This is a genomic window from Nocardia yunnanensis (assembly GCF_003626895.1).
GTDB lineage: Bacteria > Actinomycetota > Actinomycetes > Mycobacteriales > Mycobacteriaceae > Nocardia > Nocardia yunnanensis.
In genome coordinates this window covers 4,038,322-4,056,412 of sequence record NZ_CP032568.1, presented here as the reverse complement: position 1 = coordinate 4,056,412, position 18,091 = coordinate 4,038,322, and the positions used below count along the sequence as shown (strand labels likewise).

General features: G+C 70.5%; 15 protein-coding genes. 3 read left to right on the top strand and 12 right to left on the bottom strand.

Features of this window, described 5'->3' with window-relative positions; all coding sequences use genetic code 11:
* Nucleotides 1–2: 2 nt before the first annotated feature.
* From murC to D7D52_RS18955, 12 genes are all read right to left on the bottom strand, one after another.
* Nucleotides 3–1,469 (bottom strand): UDP-N-acetylmuramate--L-alanine ligase, encoded by a 1,467-nt coding sequence (gene murC, locus D7D52_RS19015; protein WP_120744247.1) that lies wholly within the window; start codon nt 1,467–1,469, stop codon nt 3–5.
* A 92-nt stretch (nt 1,470–1,561) separates the two neighbouring features.
* Nucleotides 1,562–3,082: a putative lipid II flippase FtsW gene (ftsW, locus tag D7D52_RS19010; RefSeq protein ID WP_425464548.1), complete on the bottom strand. Its 1,521-nt coding sequence runs from the start codon at nt 3,080–3,082 to the stop codon at nt 1,562–1,564.
* Nucleotides 3,079–4,521 (bottom strand): UDP-N-acetylmuramoyl-L-alanine--D-glutamate ligase, encoded by a 1,443-nt coding sequence (gene murD, locus D7D52_RS19005; RefSeq protein ID WP_120738258.1) that lies wholly within the window; start codon nt 4,519–4,521, stop codon nt 3,079–3,081. The genes ftsW and murD overlap by 4 nt, the downstream gene beginning before the upstream one ends.
* A 49-nt stretch (nt 4,522–4,570) precedes the next feature.
* A complete protein-coding gene (mraY, locus tag D7D52_RS19000; protein WP_120738256.1) occupies nt 4,571–5,647 on the bottom strand; it encodes a phospho-N-acetylmuramoyl-pentapeptide-transferase in 1,077 nt (358 codons plus the stop codon).
* Entirely contained in the window at nt 5,644–7,194 is a 1,551-nt protein-coding gene (locus D7D52_RS18995; protein ID WP_120738254.1) for a UDP-N-acetylmuramoyl-tripeptide--D-alanyl-D-alanine ligase, read from the bottom strand. Before D7D52_RS18995 ends, mraY begins: the two co-directional genes overlap by 4 nt.
* Nucleotides 7,191–8,837, bottom strand: a complete 1,647-nt coding sequence (locus D7D52_RS18990) for a UDP-N-acetylmuramoyl-L-alanyl-D-glutamate--2,6-diaminopimelate ligase (protein ID WP_120738252.1) — start codon at nt 8,835–8,837, stop codon at nt 7,191–7,193. Before D7D52_RS18990 ends, D7D52_RS18995 begins: the two co-directional genes overlap by 4 nt.
* Before the next feature lie 189 nt (nt 8,838–9,026).
* Entirely contained in the window at nt 9,027–10,985 is a 1,959-nt protein-coding gene (locus D7D52_RS18985) for a peptidoglycan D,D-transpeptidase FtsI family protein (protein WP_162958404.1), read from the bottom strand.
* A gap of 55 nt (nt 10,986–11,040) precedes the next feature.
* Nucleotides 11,041–11,724: a cell division protein FtsL gene (ftsL, locus tag D7D52_RS18980; RefSeq protein ID WP_120738250.1), complete on the bottom strand. Its 684-nt coding sequence runs from the start codon at nt 11,722–11,724 to the stop codon at nt 11,041–11,043.
* 52 nt (nt 11,725–11,776) lie between these two features.
* Nucleotides 11,777–12,757 (bottom strand): 16S rRNA (cytosine(1402)-N(4))-methyltransferase RsmH, encoded by a 981-nt coding sequence (gene rsmH / locus D7D52_RS18975; protein ID WP_120738248.1) that lies wholly within the window; start codon nt 12,755–12,757, stop codon nt 11,777–11,779.
* Nucleotides 12,758–12,957: 200 nt separating this feature from the next.
* Nucleotides 12,958–13,389, bottom strand: a complete 432-nt coding sequence (gene mraZ, locus D7D52_RS18965; RefSeq protein WP_033085808.1) for a division/cell wall cluster transcriptional repressor MraZ — start codon at nt 13,387–13,389, stop codon at nt 12,958–12,960.
* A gap of 450 nt (nt 13,390–13,839) precedes the next feature.
* Nucleotides 13,840–14,265 carry a DUF3040 domain-containing protein gene (locus D7D52_RS18960; protein WP_120738244.1) on the bottom strand — a complete coding sequence of 142 codons (426 nt, stop codon included), beginning with the start codon at nt 14,263–14,265 and terminating at the stop codon, nt 13,840–13,842.
* A gap of 125 nt (nt 14,266–14,390) precedes the next feature.
* Nucleotides 14,391–14,831 (bottom strand): SAV_6107 family HEPN domain-containing protein, encoded by a 441-nt coding sequence (locus tag D7D52_RS18955; protein WP_120738242.1) that lies wholly within the window; start codon nt 14,829–14,831, stop codon nt 14,391–14,393.
* A 210-nt stretch (nt 14,832–15,041) separates the two neighbouring features.
* On the opposite strand from D7D52_RS18955, the gene D7D52_RS18950 reads away from it, so the two are divergent.
* Genes D7D52_RS18950 through D7D52_RS18940 form a run of 3 tightly spaced genes read left to right on the top strand, consistent with a single transcriptional unit; the run spans nt 15,042 to nt 18,081 of the window.
* Nucleotides 15,042–15,662, top strand: coding sequence for a GNAT family N-acetyltransferase (locus tag D7D52_RS18950; RefSeq protein WP_120738239.1), 621 nt, complete (start codon nt 15,042–15,044; stop codon nt 15,660–15,662).
* On the top strand, nt 15,659–17,251 hold the full coding sequence (locus D7D52_RS18945; RefSeq protein ID WP_120738237.1) for a phytoene desaturase family protein: 1,593 nt from the start codon (nt 15,659–15,661) through the stop codon (nt 17,249–17,251). Before D7D52_RS18950 ends, D7D52_RS18945 begins: the two co-directional genes overlap by 4 nt.
* Entirely contained in the window at nt 17,248–18,081 is an 834-nt protein-coding gene (locus D7D52_RS18940; RefSeq protein ID WP_120738235.1) for a carotenoid biosynthesis protein, read from the top strand. Before D7D52_RS18945 ends, D7D52_RS18940 begins: the two co-directional genes overlap by 4 nt.
* Nucleotides 18,082–18,091 lie beyond the last annotated feature (10 nt).

Below are 18,091 nucleotides of genomic sequence, written 5' to 3'. Positions count from 1 at the left end.
ACTCACCGCCCGTGTCCGGGCCGCGCGCGCAGCCCGTCGAGGATCTGGCCGCCCAGCATGGTGACATCGCCCGCGCCCATGGTGATCACCACGTCGCCCGGCCGCGCCAGCGCGCCCACCTGCTTGCCCACCCGCGACATATCCGGCTGGTAGTGCACGGGTTTGGTGACGGCGTTGGCCACCAGCGCGCCGTTGACGCCCGGCAGCGGCTCCTCGCGCGCGCCGTACACGTCGAGCACCACGACCTCGTCGGCCAGCGACAGCGCCGCCCCGAACTCGGTCGCGAAAGTGGCGGTGCGACTGTACAAGTGCGGCTGGAAGACCACGATCACCCGGCCCGGCCGCGACCGCGCGCCGTCCCGGGCCTCCTGGGCGACGAGTTCCGCGGCGGCCGAGAGCACCGCGCGCACCTCGGTCGGATGATGGGCGTAGTCGTCGAAGACCCGCACGCCGTTCTCGCGTCCGGTGAGCTGGAAGCGGCGGTGCACGCCGCCGAAACCCTCCAGGCCCTGGATGATCTCGCCCATATCGGCCCCGGTGGCGCGGGCGGCCAGCAGCGCGCCGAGCGCGTTGAGCGCCATGTGGCGGCCGGGCACCGACAGCCGCAGGGTGCGCGGGGCGGCCTCGTCGGCGAGCTGGAACACGGCGGTGCCGCCGACATCCCGCGGCTCCCACGACAGCAGCCGGGCGCCGATCGGCACCTCGACGTCGCCGCCCGGCCCCTCCGAGGCGGCGAAATCGCCGGAGCCGTAACCGATCACCTGAATGCCGCGCGGGTCGCCGGCCAGCTTGGCGACCGAGCGCCGCGCCAGCCCCAGCGAACCCGGGTCGTCGACGCAGACCACCAGCCGCCCGCCCGGTTCCAGCCGATCCACGAAATCGTCGAACACCTGGATGTAGGCCTCGTCGGTGCCGAAGTAGTCCAGGTGGTCGGATTCGATATTGGTGACCACCGCGACGTCGGGGGCGTACTGCAGCAGCGAGCCGTCGCTCTCGTCGGCCTCGGCCACGAAGATGCCGCCGGTGCCGTGATGGGCGTTGGTGCCCGCCTCGTTGAGTTCGCCGCCGACCGCGAAGGACGGGTCGAATCCGCAGTGCTGCAACGCCACCACCAGCATGGAGGTGGTCGAGGTCTTGCCGTGCGTGCCCGACACCAGCAGCGTCTTGTGGCCCTGCATGAGCGAGGCCAGCACCGCCGGGCGCAGCAGTACCGGCACCCCGCGCCGATGTGCTTCCACCAGTTCGGGATTGGTCTTGGGGATGGCGGCGTAGGTGGTGACGACGGCGGTGGGCCCGCCGGGCAGCAGATCCAGCGCGCTCGCGTCGTGCCCGATGCGCACCTGGGCGCCGCGCGCTCGCAGGGCCAGCACGCCGCGGCTCTCCTTGGCGTCCGAACCGGACACCATGCCGCCGCGGGACAGCAGAATTCGGGCGATACCGGACATTCCGGCTCCCCCGATACCGATCATGTGCACACGCCGCAGATGCTCGGGTAAATCGGTGTGCGCTCCTGCGATCGGCTCGGTCGCGGTAGCCGCATCGCTGTCCGGCCGCTCCACTGTCACCTCGAATTACCCCTGTCCCTGGCGTGTTTCATTGGATAGTTGGGTTCCCAGGCCCGGGTGCCGCGCCACGCCTCCGTGGACCGGCTGCTGCGCGGCTCGCCGCGGGTGCTGCGCCGGGCCGAATCCGAATCTATCGATCGTCGCGGCTGCCCGCCGCCCCGGCCTCGGCCCGATGGTAGCGCGCGCTTCGGCGGACTCGGCTTGACCTTGGGCTTCGCCGTCGCCTTCGTCTTGGCCTTGGCCTTGGCGCGGGCCGCCCGCGCCCGTGCGGGCGAATACATTTCGGGGATCGGCAGCCGCAGCATCCGGCTGAAGCGCCCGTCCTGTCCGGCGTGCAGGGCCGCCACCGCCTCCGGCTCGTGCCGGGCGGCATTGGCGATGATGCCGAACATGAGCAGGGTGATGGCCAGCGACGACCCGCCCGCCGACACCAGCGGCAACTGCAGACCGGTCACCGGCAGCAAACCCACGACATAGCCGACATTGATCAGCGCCTGCCCGGTGATCCAGCAGGTCGCCGAGGCGGTCAGCAACCGGATGAACGGATCCACCGAGCGGGTCGCGATGCGCAGACCGGTGTAGACGAACAGCGCGAACAGTCCCAGCACCAGCGCGCAGCCGAGGAATCCGAGCTCCTCGCCGATGATGGCGAAGATGAAGTCGTTGTGCGCGTTGGGCAGATAGCTCCATTTGGCCCGCGACTGTCCCAGCCCGCGCCCCCAGATGCCGCCGTCGGCCAGCGAGTACATGGCCTGCCGGGCCTGATAGCCGATGCCCTGCGGATCGGAGCCGGGGCTGAAGAAGGCGCGCATGCGGTCGGAGCGGTAGCCCGCCGACAGCGCCAGGATGGCCGCGGCCACCCCGCCCGAGACCGCGATGGTGACGAACATGCGCAGCGGCAGCCCGCCGAACCACAGCAGCGCGGTGAGCACGATGCCCAGCGCGATGGTGGTCGAGAGGTTGGGTTCCAGCACCACCAGGAAGCACACCAGCAGGCCCGCGGGCACCAGCGGCATGAGAATGTCCTTGTACCCGGCCTTTTCGGTCTGCCGGGAGGCCAGCAGGTGCGAGCCCCACACCACCAGCGTGATCTTCACGATCTCCGAGGGCTGCACCGACACCACGCCGAGGTCGAACCAGCGCCGCGAACCCTGCACCTCGGTGCCGATGCCCGGGATGAGCACCAGCACCAGCAGCACCAGCGACAGCGCGAACGCCGGGAACGACAGCTGCCGCATCACCCGCATGGGAACCCGCAGCGCGATGTAGAACAGCACCGCGCCCAGCGCCGCGAACATGGCCTGCTGGATGAACAGCGAATACACCGACGCACCACCGGCGTACGCCTCCACGCTGGAGGCCGACAGCACCATGACCAGGCCGAGCACGGTGAGCAGTACCGCGATGGCCACGACGAGATGGAACGACGCCAGCGGGCGGGCCAGCCAGGCGCCGAACCATCCGGTTCGCATGCGCTGCGCGGCGGTGCCGACCCGTCGAGGCGTCGCCGTCGTCATTCGGTTCTCCCGATGTCCTTCTCGTCCAGGGCCTGTACGGCGGCCGCGAAGCTGCGCCCGCGGTGCGTGTAATCGGCGAACATGTCCAGGGACGCCGCGGCCGGGGCCAGCAGCACGGTGTCGCCGCGGTGGGCGAATCCGGCCGCCACGCGCACCGCGCGTGCCATCACCGCTTCCGGTTCGATCTCGGTGAAGGGGTCACCCATCCGAGCATCGTCCCCCGAATTCAGCTCCACCACCGGGACATCCGGGGCGTGTCGCGCGAGTGCGGTCGCGATCACCGGCGCGTCCTGGCCGAACAGCACGGCCGCGACCAGGTGTTCGCGGCACTCCTCGATGAGGTCCTCGACGCCGGCGCCCTTGAGCTGACCGCCCGCCACCCAGATCACGCTGGGGTGCGCCAGGATCGAGGAGCGCGCGGCGTGCGGGTTGGTGGCCTTGGAGTCGTCGACGAACTGCACGCCCGACAGCTCCCGCACGAAGGCCGCCCGGTGCGGGCCGACCTTGTGCTCCTGCAGGCCCTCCTTCACGAACTGCGGCGCCACGTCGATGGATCGGGTGAGCGCGGCGGCGGCCAGCGCGTCGGCCACCCCCGCCGGGCCCTGCGGGCTGATGTCGCCGACCTCGGCCAGGATGGCGGCCTTGGTGAAGGCGCGATCGAGCAGCTTGCCGTCCACCACGCCGAGTTCACCGTCGGCGGGGACGCCGATGCGGAAGCCGACGGTGCGGCGCGCCTTGGACTTTCGCGCCAGCGCGGCGGCCACCGCATCGTCGAGCCCGACGACGCCGACGCGTCCGGTCAGCGCGCGCGCCTTGGCGGCGGCGTAGGCGTCCAGCCCGCCGTGCCAATCCAGGTGATCCTCGGCCACATTCAGCACCACCCCGGCCTCCGGGCGCACCGAGGGCGCCCAATGCAGCTGGAACGACGACAGTTCCACCGCCAGGATCTGCGGGCCGGGATTGCGGCGCAGCGCGTCCAGAATGGGCAGTCCGATATTGCCGCAGGCCACCGACGGGATGCCGGCGGCGCGCAGGATGGCGTGCGTCATCTGGGTGGTGGTGGTCTTGCCGTTGGTGCCGGTGATCACCAGCCACTTGCGGACCGGACCGTAGATGCGGGCCTGATCCACCCACCACGCGAACTCGACGTCGCCCCACACCGGGATGCCCTCGGTGACCGCGGACACCAGCACCGGCGAGTCGGGCCGCCAGCCCGGGCTGGTGATGACCAGCGCGAAGCGTTGCAGCGCATCGGGTTCCAGCAGATCGTCGGTGGTGGCGGTGCCGAGACCGAGTTCGGCGGCCTCGGCCAGCGCCTTGCCGCCGCCGTCGGTGACGACCGGTCGCGCGCCGATGTCCTGCAGCGGCTCGATCAGCGAGCGCCCGGAGACGCCCCAGCCGGCCACCAGCACATCACGGCCACGCAGAAATTCGAGCATGGGTCCCGGCGAACGCAGGACCCTCGGAGAATGTTCGGACATTGCTCACTCACCCTGCCGCAGAGAGGTATTCGCTGTAGAACAGGCCCAGTCCGATCGCCGAGGCCATACCGGCCAGCAACCAGAACCGGATGATCACCGAGGTTTCGGCCCACCCGCTCAGCTCGAAATGGTGATGGAACGGCGCCATCTTGAACAGGCGGTTGCGGGTGGTGCGGAAGACCGCCACCTGCAGCACCACCGAGGTGGTCTCCGCCACGAACAGCGCGCCGATCACGACCATGAGCAGTTCGGTGCGGGTGGTGATGGACAGGCCCGCGAGCAGACCGCCCAGCATGAGCGAACCGGTATCGCCCATGAAGATCTTGGCGGGCGCGGCATTCCACCACAGGAAGCCGATGCAGGCCGCGCCGCCGGCGGCGCACACCAGCGCCAGATCCAGCGGGTCGCGCACGTTGTAGCAGCCGGCCACCGCGTGCGCGGAGCAGGAATTGCGCCACTGCCAGAAGGTGATGATCATGTACGCGCCCAGCACCAGGCTCATGGAACCGGCCGCCAGACCGTCCAGGCCGTCGGTCAGGTTGACCGCGTTGGACCAGGCCACCACGATCAGGCACACGAAGGCCAGGAACACCGGCACGATCATCGACACCGTATTGATGTCGCGGGTGTAGGACAGGTGCTTGTCGGCGGGCGTGAGGCCGTGAATGTTCTTGAACTGCAAGGCCAGTACGCCGAACACGATGGCCGCGGTCAGCTGGCCGATGTACTTGCCCGCCGCGGTGAGCCCGAGATTGCGCTGCTTGCGCAGCTTGATCAGGTCGTCGAGGAAGCCGACGAAACCCAGCGCGGTGGCCAGGCCCATGACCAGCAGGCCCGAGGCGGACGGTCCGGGCTCCCCGTAGGTCATCGAGATCAGGTGCGAGCCCAGGTATCCGGCCCACATGCCGATGATGATGGCGACGCCGCCCATGGTCGGGGTGCCGCGCTTGGCCTTGTGGCTCTCCGGGCCGTCGACCCGAATCTCCTGTCCGAAGCCCTGTTTCGCGAAATAGCGGATGACCACGGGCGTCAGCAGAATGGACACGGCCAGCGCGATGGCGGCCGACAACAGAATCTGGGTCATCGCGCGGCCTCTGTTCCCGTATGGCCGACAGCGGGGCCCTCCGTGGTTACGCTCCGCTGCCTCCTCCGGGCCTGACCGCTGTCGGCCTCGACCAGATGGTCGGCCACGGTCCACAGGCCCGCGGAGTTCGAGCCCTTCACCAGCACCACCGCTCCCGGCTCCAATTCCTCGTCGAGCAGCGCGATGGCCGCCGCGGTGTCGGGCACGTGCACGGCCTCCTCGCCCCAGGAGCCCTCCTGCACCGCGCCCTGGAACAGGGCGCGCACCGGTCGGCCCTGGCCGACGACGATCAGGCGGTCCACGTCCAGGCGCACCACCAGCCGGCCGATCCGGTCGTGTTCGAGGACGGATTCCTCGCCCAGTTCGGCCATTTCGCCGAGCACCGCCCAGGACGGCCGGGATTCGGTGCCGGACTTCGACATGGTGACCAGCGCCTTGAGCGCGGCCCGCACCGAATCCGGATTGGCGTTGTAGGAGTCGTTGACGACGGTGACGCCGTCGGCGCGGGTGCGCACGTCCATGCGCCGGCCCGACACCACCCGCGCACCGGAGAGCGCCTGCGCGACGGTGGCCAGGTCCGCGCCCTGGTCGAGGGCGACCGCGGCCGCGGACAGCGCGTTGCCGACCTGGTGCTCGCCGTGCACGGCCAGCGCGATCTCGACCGCTTCCCCGTTGGCGTGCAGGGTGAATCGCGCGCGGGCCTCGTCGTCGAGCACGATGTCGGAGGCGCGCACATCGGCGGCGGCGGACTGGCCGACGGTCACCACCCGGGCGGCGGTCCGCTGCGCCATGGCGGCGACCAACCGGTCGTCGGCATTGAGCACGGCCAGCCCGGAAGCCGGAAGCGCCTCGGCGAGTTCGCCTTTGGCCTGCGCGATGATCTCGCGGCTGCCGAACTCGCCCAGGTGCGCGGTGCCGACATTGAGCACCACGCCGATACCGGGCGGCGCGATCTCGGTGAGCGCCTTGATATGTCCCGGGCCGCGGGCCGAGAGCTCCAGCACCAGGAAGCGGGTGCCGGCGTCGGCGCGCAGCGCCGTCCACGGGTGGCCGAGCTCGTTGTTGAACGAACCGGGCGGGGCCACAACGGGTCCCAGCGGGGCCAGCACGGCGGCGATCAGATCCTTGGTGGAGGTCTTGCCCGACGAGCCGGTGATGCCGACGACGGTCAGGCTGCCCGCGGCCACCAGCCGGTCCACGCTCGCGCGGGCCAGTTTGGCCAGCGCGGCCAGCACCGCCGCGCCGGAGCCGTCGGTGTCGTGGGCCAGTGCGAGAGCGTGGGTGTCGCCGGGGCGCGGGGTGACCACGATGGCGGGCACACCTACCGGGCGGGCGGCCAGCACCGCGACCGCGCCGGCCGCCACGGCCCGCGCCGCGAAGTCGTGGCCGTCGGCGCGCTCACCCGGCAGCGCCAGGAACAGGTCACCCGAACCGATTCGGCGCGAATCGAATTCGGCCGAGCCGGTGACCCTGGCCTCGGGGTCCGGGGCGTCGTGCAGCGTGCCGCCGACGACCTCCGCGATCTCCCGCAAAGTCATCTCGATCATGAATGCGTCAGGTCCCTCGTCTTTTCCGACAGGGCGGCCGCGAGCACCTCGCGGTCGTCGAACGGATGCTTCACGCCTGAAATCTCCTGCCCTGTCTCATGTCCCTTGCCCGCCACCAGCACCACGTCACCGGGCTGCGCCCAGGCGACGGCGGCCCTGATCGCGGCCGCCCGGTCCCCCACTTCCCGGACCTCACCGCGTTCCGCGCCCGGCACCTGTTCGGCGCCGGCGAGCACCGCGGCGCGGATGGCCGCCGGATCCTCGCTGCGCGGATTGTCGTCGGTGATGATGGCCAGGTCGCTGCCGCGCGCGGCCGCCGCACCCATGAGGGGCCGCTTGCCCGCATCGCGATCACCGCCCGCGCCCACCACGACCGCCAGCCGTCCCGCCGCACGCCCGTCCCGGGCGCCGTCGGCCAACCACGTGCGCAGCGTCGCCACCACCGATTCGATCGCGGCGGGCTTGTGCGCGTAGTCCACCACGGCCAGAAAATCCTGGCCCGCGTCCACCCGCTGCATGCGCCCCGGCACGTCCACCGCGGCGAGCGCCGCCGCGGCGGTCTCCGCCTCGACCCCGGCCGCCGCGCACACCGCGACCGCCAGCAGTCCGTTGGCGATGTTGTACGCACCCGGAAGCCGCAGGCGCACATCCACTTCGACGCCCGGCCCCGAAGCGGTGAACTCCTGGGTGCCGCCCGCCCCCGCGATCGCGGCGCCGGCGGTCCAATCCGCCTGTCCGCCGGCACGAGTCGTGACCGTCCGCAGCCGGTCCCGCGCGCCCGGGGCCAGATCCGCGCGGATCTCGCCTGCCAGCCGCTGACCCCACTCGTCGTCGACGCAGACCACCGACACCGCCGCGGCCACCGACGGGCGCGGCGACGCGGCGGAATCCGGGCCGTCCGGGATGAACAGGCGGCGCTTGGCGGCGAAGTAGTCCTCGAAGTCGGCGTGGAAGTCGAGGTGGTCCTGCGAGAGGTTGGTGAAACCGCCGACCGCGAACGACACCCCGTCCACCCGCCCCAGCGCCAGCGCGTGACTCGACACCTCCATGACCACCGCGTCCACGCCCTGTTCGACCATGAGCGCGAACATGGCGTGCAGCTGCGGAGCTTCCGGGGTGGTCAGGGCGGAGGGCACCCGGACCCCGCCGATGCGGGTCTCGATGGTGCCGATGAGCGCGGTGCGCAGCCCGGCCGCGGCGAGCCCGGCCTCCACCAGATACGAGGTGGTGGTCTTGCCGGAGGTGCCGGTGATGCCGACGATGCGGAGTTTGCGGGACGGATCACCGTAAAGGGCCGACGACAATTCGCCGAGCACCGTGCGCGGGGCGTCGTGCACCAGCACCGGGACGCCGATCGCGCCGATCAGTTCCGCGCCCGCCGGATCGGTGAGCACCGCGACCGCACCGGCCGCCACCGCGTCGTGGGCGAAACGCGCGCCGTGCGCGTGGCCGCCGGCGAGACCGGCGAACAGGTCACCGGCGCGAACCGCGTTGGAGCGCTGCTCGATACCGGTGACCTCGATGTTCTCCCACCCTGCCGCGGCTCCGGCGCTGCGCGCGCCCGTGAGTTCCGCCACCGTGCGCAGGCTGGTCGCCGCCGAGGCAGCGGGCCGAAGCACCTGCGGGCTGGACTGCGCGGGCACGAAGCTCCTTTCCGGGTGGTGTCATCTGTGGAAAATCGTCCGGCTGACCGGATCGACGTGTCAGGTTACCTGTGTTGGATCGCCGCGCGATCGGCACGGCGCTGTTCGGTCGGCGGGGTCGCTGTGCATCGATCATCCAGCGCTGTCCGCACCGTCCGCGGCTCGAGTCACCACTATTCGGTCCCCGCGCTAACTCGCCTGCAGAATCAGCGGTTTGGCGGGCGGCGACGGCGGGATGCGATCCCGCTGCAGCAGCCACGACGCGATGCTGTGGAACAGCGGCGCGACCGAACCGCCGCCGCTGCCGTCGGAACTGCGCACCGGCGCGTCCAGCATCATGCCGATCACGTAGCGCGGATTGTCGGCGGGAGCCATGCCCGCGAACGTGATCCAGTAGCGATCGCTGGAGTAGCAATGGCATTTCGGGTCGACCTGTTGCGCGGTGCCGGTCTTGCCGGCGATCTGATAGCCCTCGATCGCGGCCGGGACACCGGTGCCGGTCTGGTTGCCGCCGTTGGGGTCCTTCTGCACCACCGCCTCGAACATGGAGCGCAGGGTGCGGGCGGTCTGCGGGTTCACCACCTTCACCGCGTCCGGCGGCTCCTCCTCGGTGCGGGTGCCGTCCGGGGCGATCTTGGCCTTCACGATGCGCGGCGGAATCCGCACGCCGTCATTGGCGATGGCCTGGTACATGCCGGCCATCTGCAGGGTGGTCATCGAAAGGCCCTGTCCGATGGGCAGGTTGGCGAAGGTGGAGCCCGACCACTGGTCGCGGACGGGCAGGATGCCGGCGCTCTCGCCGGGCAGGCCGACGCCGGTGCGCTGGCCGATGCCGAACCGCTTGACCATGTCGAACCAGCGGTCCTCGCCGACGCGCTGCGCCAGCATCAAAGTGCCGACGTTCGAGGACTTTCCGAAGACGCCGGTGGTCGTGTAGGGGGCATTGCCGTGGACCCACGCGTCGTGCACGGTCACGCCGCCCATACTGATGCTGCCCGGCACGTCGAGCACCTCGTCGGGGCTGGTGACGCCGTATTCGATGGCCGCGGCCGCGGTGACGATCTTGTTCACCGAACCGGGTTCGAAGGCTTCCTGCACCGAGGGATTGCCCAGATCGGTGGTGGTCCAGGTGGTCGGATCCAGCGACGGGTTGAAGGTGTTGTCGTTGGCCATGGCCAGCACCTGGCCGGTGTGCACGTCCAGCACCACCGCCGAGGCCGCGCCCGCGCCGGACAGGTCCTTGGCCTGCTGCACCTGCTGCTGCACGTAGTACTGCAGATCCGAGTCCAGGGTCAGCTCCACGCCGGAGCCGTTCACCGCCGGATGGCGATCGCGCCACGAGCCCGGAATCACCGCGCCGTCGGAGCCGCGGTCGTAGGTGAGCGAGCCGTCGGTGCCGGCCAGCAGCGCGTCCATCGAGGATTCCAGGCCGATCTGGCCGTGCCCGTCCCAGCCGGTCGCGCCGATCACATTGGCCGCCAACGATCCCCCGGGATATTCGCGCATGTCCTGGCGTTCCTGGCCGATCTCCGGGAACTTCAGCGTGATGTCGGCGGCGATCCGCGGATCCACATTGCGCACCAGGTAGACGAACGGCTCGTCGCTCTTCAACTGCGCGATAATGTCCTTCTCCGGCGCGGCATTGCCGAGCTTGTCGTGCATGTACTTGGCGATGGCCGCCAGCCGATCGTCCGGATTCGGCGCGGTCTTCGGGTTCTTCTCGTAGGCGTCCGCCAGATCCTTGCGCACCCGCACCGGCTGGAAGCTCAACTGTTTGGCCGCGATGGTGAACGCCAGCGACTTGCCGTACCGATCGGTGATCGCGCCGCGCGTCGCGGGATCCGGCACCGTCGTGGAGCGCTGACTGGCCGCCTCCGCCGACAGCTTCGGCGCGGAAACGCTCTGCACCCACAGCAATTGGATGGCCGCCACGGCCAGCGCCACCAGCATGACCAACCGGCCCACCCCGAACCGGAATCGCGCACCCGAGTCCAGTCCCGGAGCGGGCCGCGGTCTGTTCTGCCGTCCCGGCCCCGAACCGGCCCGTCCGGACCCGGTCCGGTTGCGTGCGGCGCTCGCCCGTCCGCGCCCGGAATCCGAACGGCCCCGGTTGGATTCGCGCCCGCGCCCCGCGCGGGAGGGACTCATCGAACGACTCCGATCAGCCCCGCCGAGATCGGCCCCGCGGGTGGGCGAGTGCGCGTCACCTGGGCGCCCCGTTCGCCTGGAGCTGGGGATTCTGCGACCCCGGCACCTGCACCGCCGGTGCCGGGGTCGGCGCGGTGGTCGGGGCCGGGGTGGTGGTGGGGGCCGGGGTGGTGGTCACCGGGACCACGCGATCGGGCTGCGGCTGACCGGGTTTGGGCTGTGGCGCCGGGGACGAGGGGGTGGTGTTCAGCGGCGGGACCGGGGTGCCCATGGCGGGCTGCGGGGTGCCGACCACGATGACCTGGCCGTCGGGGCCGAGCAGCAGGCGGGCGGGATCCTTGGCCGGGACCATGCCGAGTTCGGCGGCGCGCTGGGCCAGGACGGGGGGCGAGTCGGCGGCGGCGACATCGCGCTGCAGCGCGTCGCGCTCGTCGGAGAGCAATTGGTTGGCGCGGCGCTGATCGCCGAGCTGATAGGAATCCTCGGTGGCGCGGGTGGTGAGCAGCAGGGTCAGGGCCAGACCGCAGCCCAGCAGGGCGATGATGGTGGCCACGAACGACATCCGGCCGCGGGGCATGGCATCGCTGCGCCGGCCGCGACGCATGCCCGGAACCTCCCCCGTGCCGCCCGCGCGATTGCGGCGGCGGGCGTAAGCCCGTTGCGCCGCACCCGATTTCACGCGTTCGGCGGCCTGCACCCGGCGCGCCCCCCGGCCTGCCGCCTGCTTCTGGATGGTCATAGGGCGACCCCCGTCGGGTGGGTCCGCGCGTGCCGTCGGTCTCTGTGGAACCTCACGAATGGTCCTCCCCTGCGATCCGCTCCGCCGCCCGCATGCGCACCGGCGCCGCGCGCGGGTTCTCCTCGATCTCGGCCTCGGTCGCCTTCTCCGCACCCCGGGTCAGGATCTTGAATTCCGGTCCCATGCCGGGCAATTCGACCGGCAGGTCCAGCGGGGTGCGCGAGGCCGACCGCTTGGCGAGCTCGGTCTTGACCACCCGGTCCTCGAGGGACTGGTAGCTCATCACCACGATCCGGCCGCCCGGCGCCAGCGCGTCCAGCGCCGCGGGCAGTGCGGCTTCGAGCGATTCGAGTTCCCGGTTCACCTCCACCCGCAGGGCCTGGAAGGTGCGCTTGGCGGGATGCCCGCCGGTGCGCCGGGCCGCGGCGGGGATGGTGTCGTAGAGCAGTTCCACCAGTTGCGCGCTGGTTATGAACGGGGTGCGCTGCCGGCGGCGCACCACCTCGGAGGCGATCTTGCCCGCGAAGCGTTCCTCGCCATAGATTTTCAGCACCCGGGCCAGATCGCCGTGGCTGTAGGTATTGAGCACGTCGGCGGCGGTGGGGCCGGTGCTGGAGTCCATCCGCATGTCCAGGGGCGCGTCGATGGAGTAGGCGAAGCCGCGATCGGCCTCGTCCAGCTGCATGGAGGACACGCCCAGATCCATCAGAATCGCGTGGACCGAGGACTTCTCGGGCAGCCCGGCCTGTTCGAGAGCCTGCGGGATGCCGTCATACCTGGTGTGCACCAGGGTGATCCGGTCCGCGAAGGGCGATAGTCGCTCCCCCGCCAGCTTCAGCGCCGCGGTGTCGCGGTCGAGGCCGACGAGGCGGAGGTGGGGGTAGGTGCGCAGGAAGTACTCGGCGTGACCGCCGAGGCCCAGGGTGCAGTCCAGGTAGACCGCGCCCTCGGAATGCAGTGCGGGACCGAGGATTTCGTCGGCGCGATGCAGGAGAACCGGAACATGGCGGGGGCCGTCATCGCTTCGGTGCACCTGGACCTCCCGGGATTTCCTGCCTCACGTTCATTCGCGTGGCCGCCGTGGGTCGCCAGCGACCGTGGCCTTGTCAAGAACGACCTTCGAATCAAGGAGAATGCCCCGTGGTCTCTGACCGAAGCACCGCACCTGGCGTTGGGGAAGTACGTCAGGGTCGGTGTCGGGCAGAGGCCGCAGGGCACTCGCCTCGCTGCGGGCTAGAAGATCCCGCCCAGCGACTCGTCTCTGGCCTGCGAGTAGTCCTCCTCGTGCTCGGCGAGGTAGGAATCCCACGCCGTCTTGTCCCATATTTCGAGGAAGTCGACCGAGCCGATCACCACGCAATCCTTGGACAGATTGGCGTAGCGGCGGTGTTCGGCCGACAGCATGATCCGGCCCTGTGCGTCCGGACGTTGCTCATCGGAGGAAGCCGCCAAGGCCCGGACGAATGCTCGGGCCTGCGGGTTCGATCGGGAAGCGGCCGCGGCTCTCCGCGCGAGCGCGGTGAACTCGTCCTTGGGATACACGGCAAGGCTGTGGTCTTGTCCCTTCGTGACCATCAACCCTCCCGCCAGCTCGTCCCGGAACTTCGCAGGCAACGTCAGTCGCCCTTTGTCGTCCAACCGAGGGGTGTAGGTACCGAGAAACAAGCCTCGACACCTCCTACTGGATCACCCTCTCGACTGTTCGGCCTCCTGTAGTGCGCGCTCCACATTACCCCACTTTCCCCCACTTTCAATCGAAAGCGGCGGTGATCTCGGTCCCCGCTTGGCGAACTTCGCAGGTCACACCAGCTATCACGAGGGTGGGGAAGATTTCGCGCAGTTCCCCCGACACGCGCGACGCGCGCCGATGAGCACCCGACAACCGCCAGCAAACCCGCAGATAGCGGGCATTCCAGGCACCCGTGGGGCGCGGTGGGGAGCACCCGTGGGGAGGTGTGGGGAATCCCGGAAACGTGCGACACGCCGATCGGGCACCTACGAGAAACGCCGTGGCGCCACACCAGAAATCGATGTGGCGCCACGGCGTGTCGCGAATGTTTCAGTCGGTTCCGCAACCGCGCGGCGTCGAGGCTGCTCGACGGCGCGGCGCGCGGGTCAACTGCCTTCTTCGAACCGCTTGCGGAAGCGATCCTCCATCCGAGCGGAGAAACCGCCCGGCTTGCGCTGCTTACCGCGGTGGGCGCCGGACGCGCCTCCCGCGCTGGGATGCGTGTCACTGCCGCGGCTAGCCGATCCGCTCATTCGAGGGCCACCGATCAGCAACAGCACGCCGGCCGCGAACATCACGATGAAACCGATCAAACTGATGATCGGGAAGCCGCCCGGCTTGAACGGTGCGGCAATACCTGCCACCAATAGGAACAGGCCGAGGACGAACAGGGCAGCCGCCTGAAGTCTGCGCCGACCAGTGGCAGAACGTAACCGTCCACCCCGAACAGTCGAGGCGAACTTCGGATCCTCAGCATAGAGCGCGCTCTCGATCTGTTCGAGCATGCGCTGCTCGTGCTCGGAGAGTGGCACGGTACCTCCCCCGGCACTAGGTGGTGGCGGTCGCCTCCGGGTAGACGACGGATAGCCGACCTTGGCGGCTGTCTGCCACCAATAATACGAGTTCGATCAGAGCGCGACCACCTACTCGCCGATACTCACGCCAGCATTCCGTTCACCCACCCCGAACTGGGGCGCAGCCGGGCCGCGGCGGCGAGCAGATCCTCCACGTCGTGCAGGAATGCGCCTACCCGCGAAGCGAACTCGTCGGCCCGGCGGTCGTCGACCGGCCTCGGCAAACCCGCTTCCAGGGCGGCGCGGGTCTCGGACTGGCCGGTGAAATAGTCCGCCCACATCACGAATTCCGGTGCCGCGCGCTGCATCAGGACCCACGCGTTGCGAGAACGCGCCCGGGGCGCGCGGTCTGCCCCCGTGAGGGCGAGCACCGCGCCGGCCGCGCGCAACGCGGCCAGATACGCGGTGCGGAAGCGCTCGGCCGGATCGGTCTCCCCCCGGGCCTGCATCAACAGGCCGTCCGCCTTGCGCAGTAGATCGCCGGCGCGGCCGGGCTGGCCCGGTCGTTCAGTCTTCCCGCTCATTTCGGGTACCTCCCCACTCGCACACCCGATTCGTATCCACTGCGGACATCCGGTCCTGGATCAGGCATTTCGCCCGATGGAAAGATCGAACAGGCATTCGAAGGTTGCTGTTGAGATTGAATATAGAGAGACCCACCGACAAGTCGCGGCGCCGTGGTGGCGCTACTGTCGAATCCATCCGTCCGCGCCCACGGGAGTTGCGTCCAGCCGATGACCGCAGTCACACCCAAACCGACACCCGCGCCCGTCGTGGTCGACCTGTCGGCCGCGACCCTGCGGCACCGGCTGCACGACGCGCTCGCGGTCTACGTCGCGGCCATGGACTATCCGCGCGGCACCGAACACCAGCGCGCGCCCATGTGGACCGAGCACACCACCCGCCCCGGCTGGCAGGCCGTGGCCGCGGTGCTGCCCGACGACGACGGCCGGCTCGACCTGCGCACCGCCCCCATCGTGGCCATCGCCTACGGGTATCACGGGGCGGCGCATCAGTGGTGGCATCAACAGGTCTACAGCGGGATGCGCCGCACCGGCTGGCCCGAACACGCTGCGCGGGAACTGCTTTCGGACTATTTCGAGCTCACCGAACTGCATGTGCACCCGGCCGCGCAGGGGCGCGGGCTCGGGGAGGTGCTGCTGACCCGGCTGCTGCAGAACCGGCCGGAGCGCAGCGTGCTGCTGTCCACGCCCGAGGTGGACCGGGAGGCCAATCGGGCCTGGCGGCTGTATCGGCGGCAGGGCTTCGGGGATGTGGTGCGGCACTTCATCTTCTCCGGCGACACCCGCCGGTTCGCGGTGCTCGGGCGGCGGCTGCCGCTGCAGGCGCAATGAGGGTCGCGGTCGTCGGTTCCGGGCACAACGCGCTGGTGGCGGCCTGTTATCTGGCGCGGTCCGGGCATCGGGTGGAGGTGCTCGAACGCGATACCGTGCTGGGCGGGGCGGTCTCGACCGTCGAGCGGTTCCCGGGGCATCTGGTCGATCGCGGATCGTCGGCGCACATCATGATCCGCCACACCGGGATCATCGAGGAGCTGGAGCTGGAACGCTTCGGACTGCGCTATATCGACTGCGATCCCTGGGCTTTCGCGCCCGCGCCGCCCGGCAGCGACCTGCCGCCGCTGGTCTTCCATCGGGAATTGGACCTGACCTGCGCGTCCATCGCCGCGGCCTGCGGCGAGCGGGACGCCGCGGCGTATCGGCGGTTCGCGACCGTCTGGGGTCCGCGCAGCGTCCGGGTCATGCGGGCGTTCTCGGGGACGCCGACGGGCGGGCAGCTGCTGAAGTCGTTCTGGGGCATGGATCCTCGCGAGGCCGCCGGGGCGCGCGGGCGCGCCGACGGTGCGGCGCTGTCGCGGGAGATGATGCAGACCGGGGACGCGTTGCTGGACAGCCTCTTCGACAGCGAACGGCTCAAGGCGGCGCTGGCCTGGTTCGGCGCACAGTCCGGGCCGCCGATGTCGGAGCCCGGGTCCGCGCCCATGGTGGGTTTCGCGGCGCTGATGCACCTGCTGCCGCCGGGGCGCGCGGTCGGCGGCAGCGGCGCGCTGAGCGCGGCACTGGTCGCACGGCTGGCCGCCGACGGCGGCACGGTCAGCGCCGGGGACGCGGTCACCGCGCTGGCCCGCAGTGGTGACGGCTGGGAGGTGCGCACCGAGGGCGGCCGCACCGTGCGCGCGGACGCGGTGGTCGCGGGCTGTCACATCCTCACCACCCTGAACCTGTTGGCGCAGGGCGGTTTCGACGCCGCCGCGCTGGCCGACTGGCGGCGGCGCATTCGCGTCGGACCCGGTATCGGCATGGTGGTGCGCGCCGCCACCACCGGACTCCCCCGCTATCCCGGCGCCAAGACCGACGAATCCGCCCACGGCCTGCAGCTTCTCGTCACCGACCGCCGCGCGTTGCGGCGCGCCCACGGCGCCGCCGCGGCCGGTGACCTGCCGCCGCGCCCGGTGGTGCTGGCCATGAGCTTCAGCGCCCTGGACCCCACCATCGCCCCCGCGGGCGAACACCAGCTCACCCTGTGGTCGCAGTGGCATCCCTACGATCTGGCCGACGGCACGAGCTGGCCCGCCCACGCCGATCGCGAAGCCGACCGGATCATCGCCGAACTCGACTCCTACGCACCGGGTTTCACCGACACCGTCACCCAGCGCTTCGTTCAGACCCCCGCCGACCTGGAACGCGAGATGGGCCTGCTGGGCGGCAATGTGATGCACATCGAGATGTCCCTGGATCAAATGTTCCGGTGGCGCCCGCTCCCCGAACTCGCGGGCCAGCGGGTCCCGGGCGCGCCGGGCCTCTATCTCACCGGCGCGTCCACGCATCCCGGCGGCGGCGTCTCCGGTGCCAGCGGCCGCAGCGCCGCCCGATTGATCGAACGCGATCTGCGCCCGCGCCGTTTCCCGCTGCTCCGTCGATGACGTCACCCGGGGTCGCGACGCGGCGGGCCGCGGTGATCGCGGCGGTGCCCGCGGTGCTGCTCGTGCTGGTGCAGATCACGTATCCGCTGGCGCACGGGACAGCTCGGGATCGAGTGACGGTGGCTGTCGTATTGCTGTCGGCCGCAACGGCTTTGACCCATGCGGCGGTGTCGCGGAGTGTGGGGTGGGCGGCTGGACTGCTGGTGATCGTGTCCGGGGTCGGGCTCGCCGCCGAGATCGCGGGGACCGCGACCGGGTTTCCGTTCGGGAGCTACGAGTACGCGAGTGGACGGCTCGGTCCCGAGCTGTGCGGGGTGCCGCTGGTGGTGCCCTTGGCGTGGACCGGCGGGCTGTACCCGGTATGGGTGGTGGCGGGGTTGTTGAGTTCCGAGGTGGGAGGCCGGTTTTCGCCGGCCGCGGTCCGGATCGTGCTGACCGCGGCCGGGGCGGTGGGCTGGGATCTGTTCCTGGACCCGCAGATGGTGGCGGCGGGGCAGTGGACGTGGCGTTCGCCGATCGCCGGACTGCCTGGGCTGGGCCATATTCCGCTCACCAATTACGCCGGCTGGTTCGCGGTGGCGCTGGTGATGGCGGGGCTGCTGGCGTGGTGGGATCGGACCGTGGCGGACAGCGGTGCGGCGTGGGGCGTTCCGGTGGCGGTGTTCGGGTGGACGTGGCTGGGGTCGGCGCTGGCGCATGCGGTGTTCCTCGGACTGCCCGTGTCCGCTTTGTACGGTTTCCTGGGACTGGGGGTCTTGGGGTTTCCGCTGGTTCGACGGCTGGGGGCCCGTCGAATCGCCCTGCGGCCCCGGGCGCATGGCACGATGTGAGCCGTGCAGC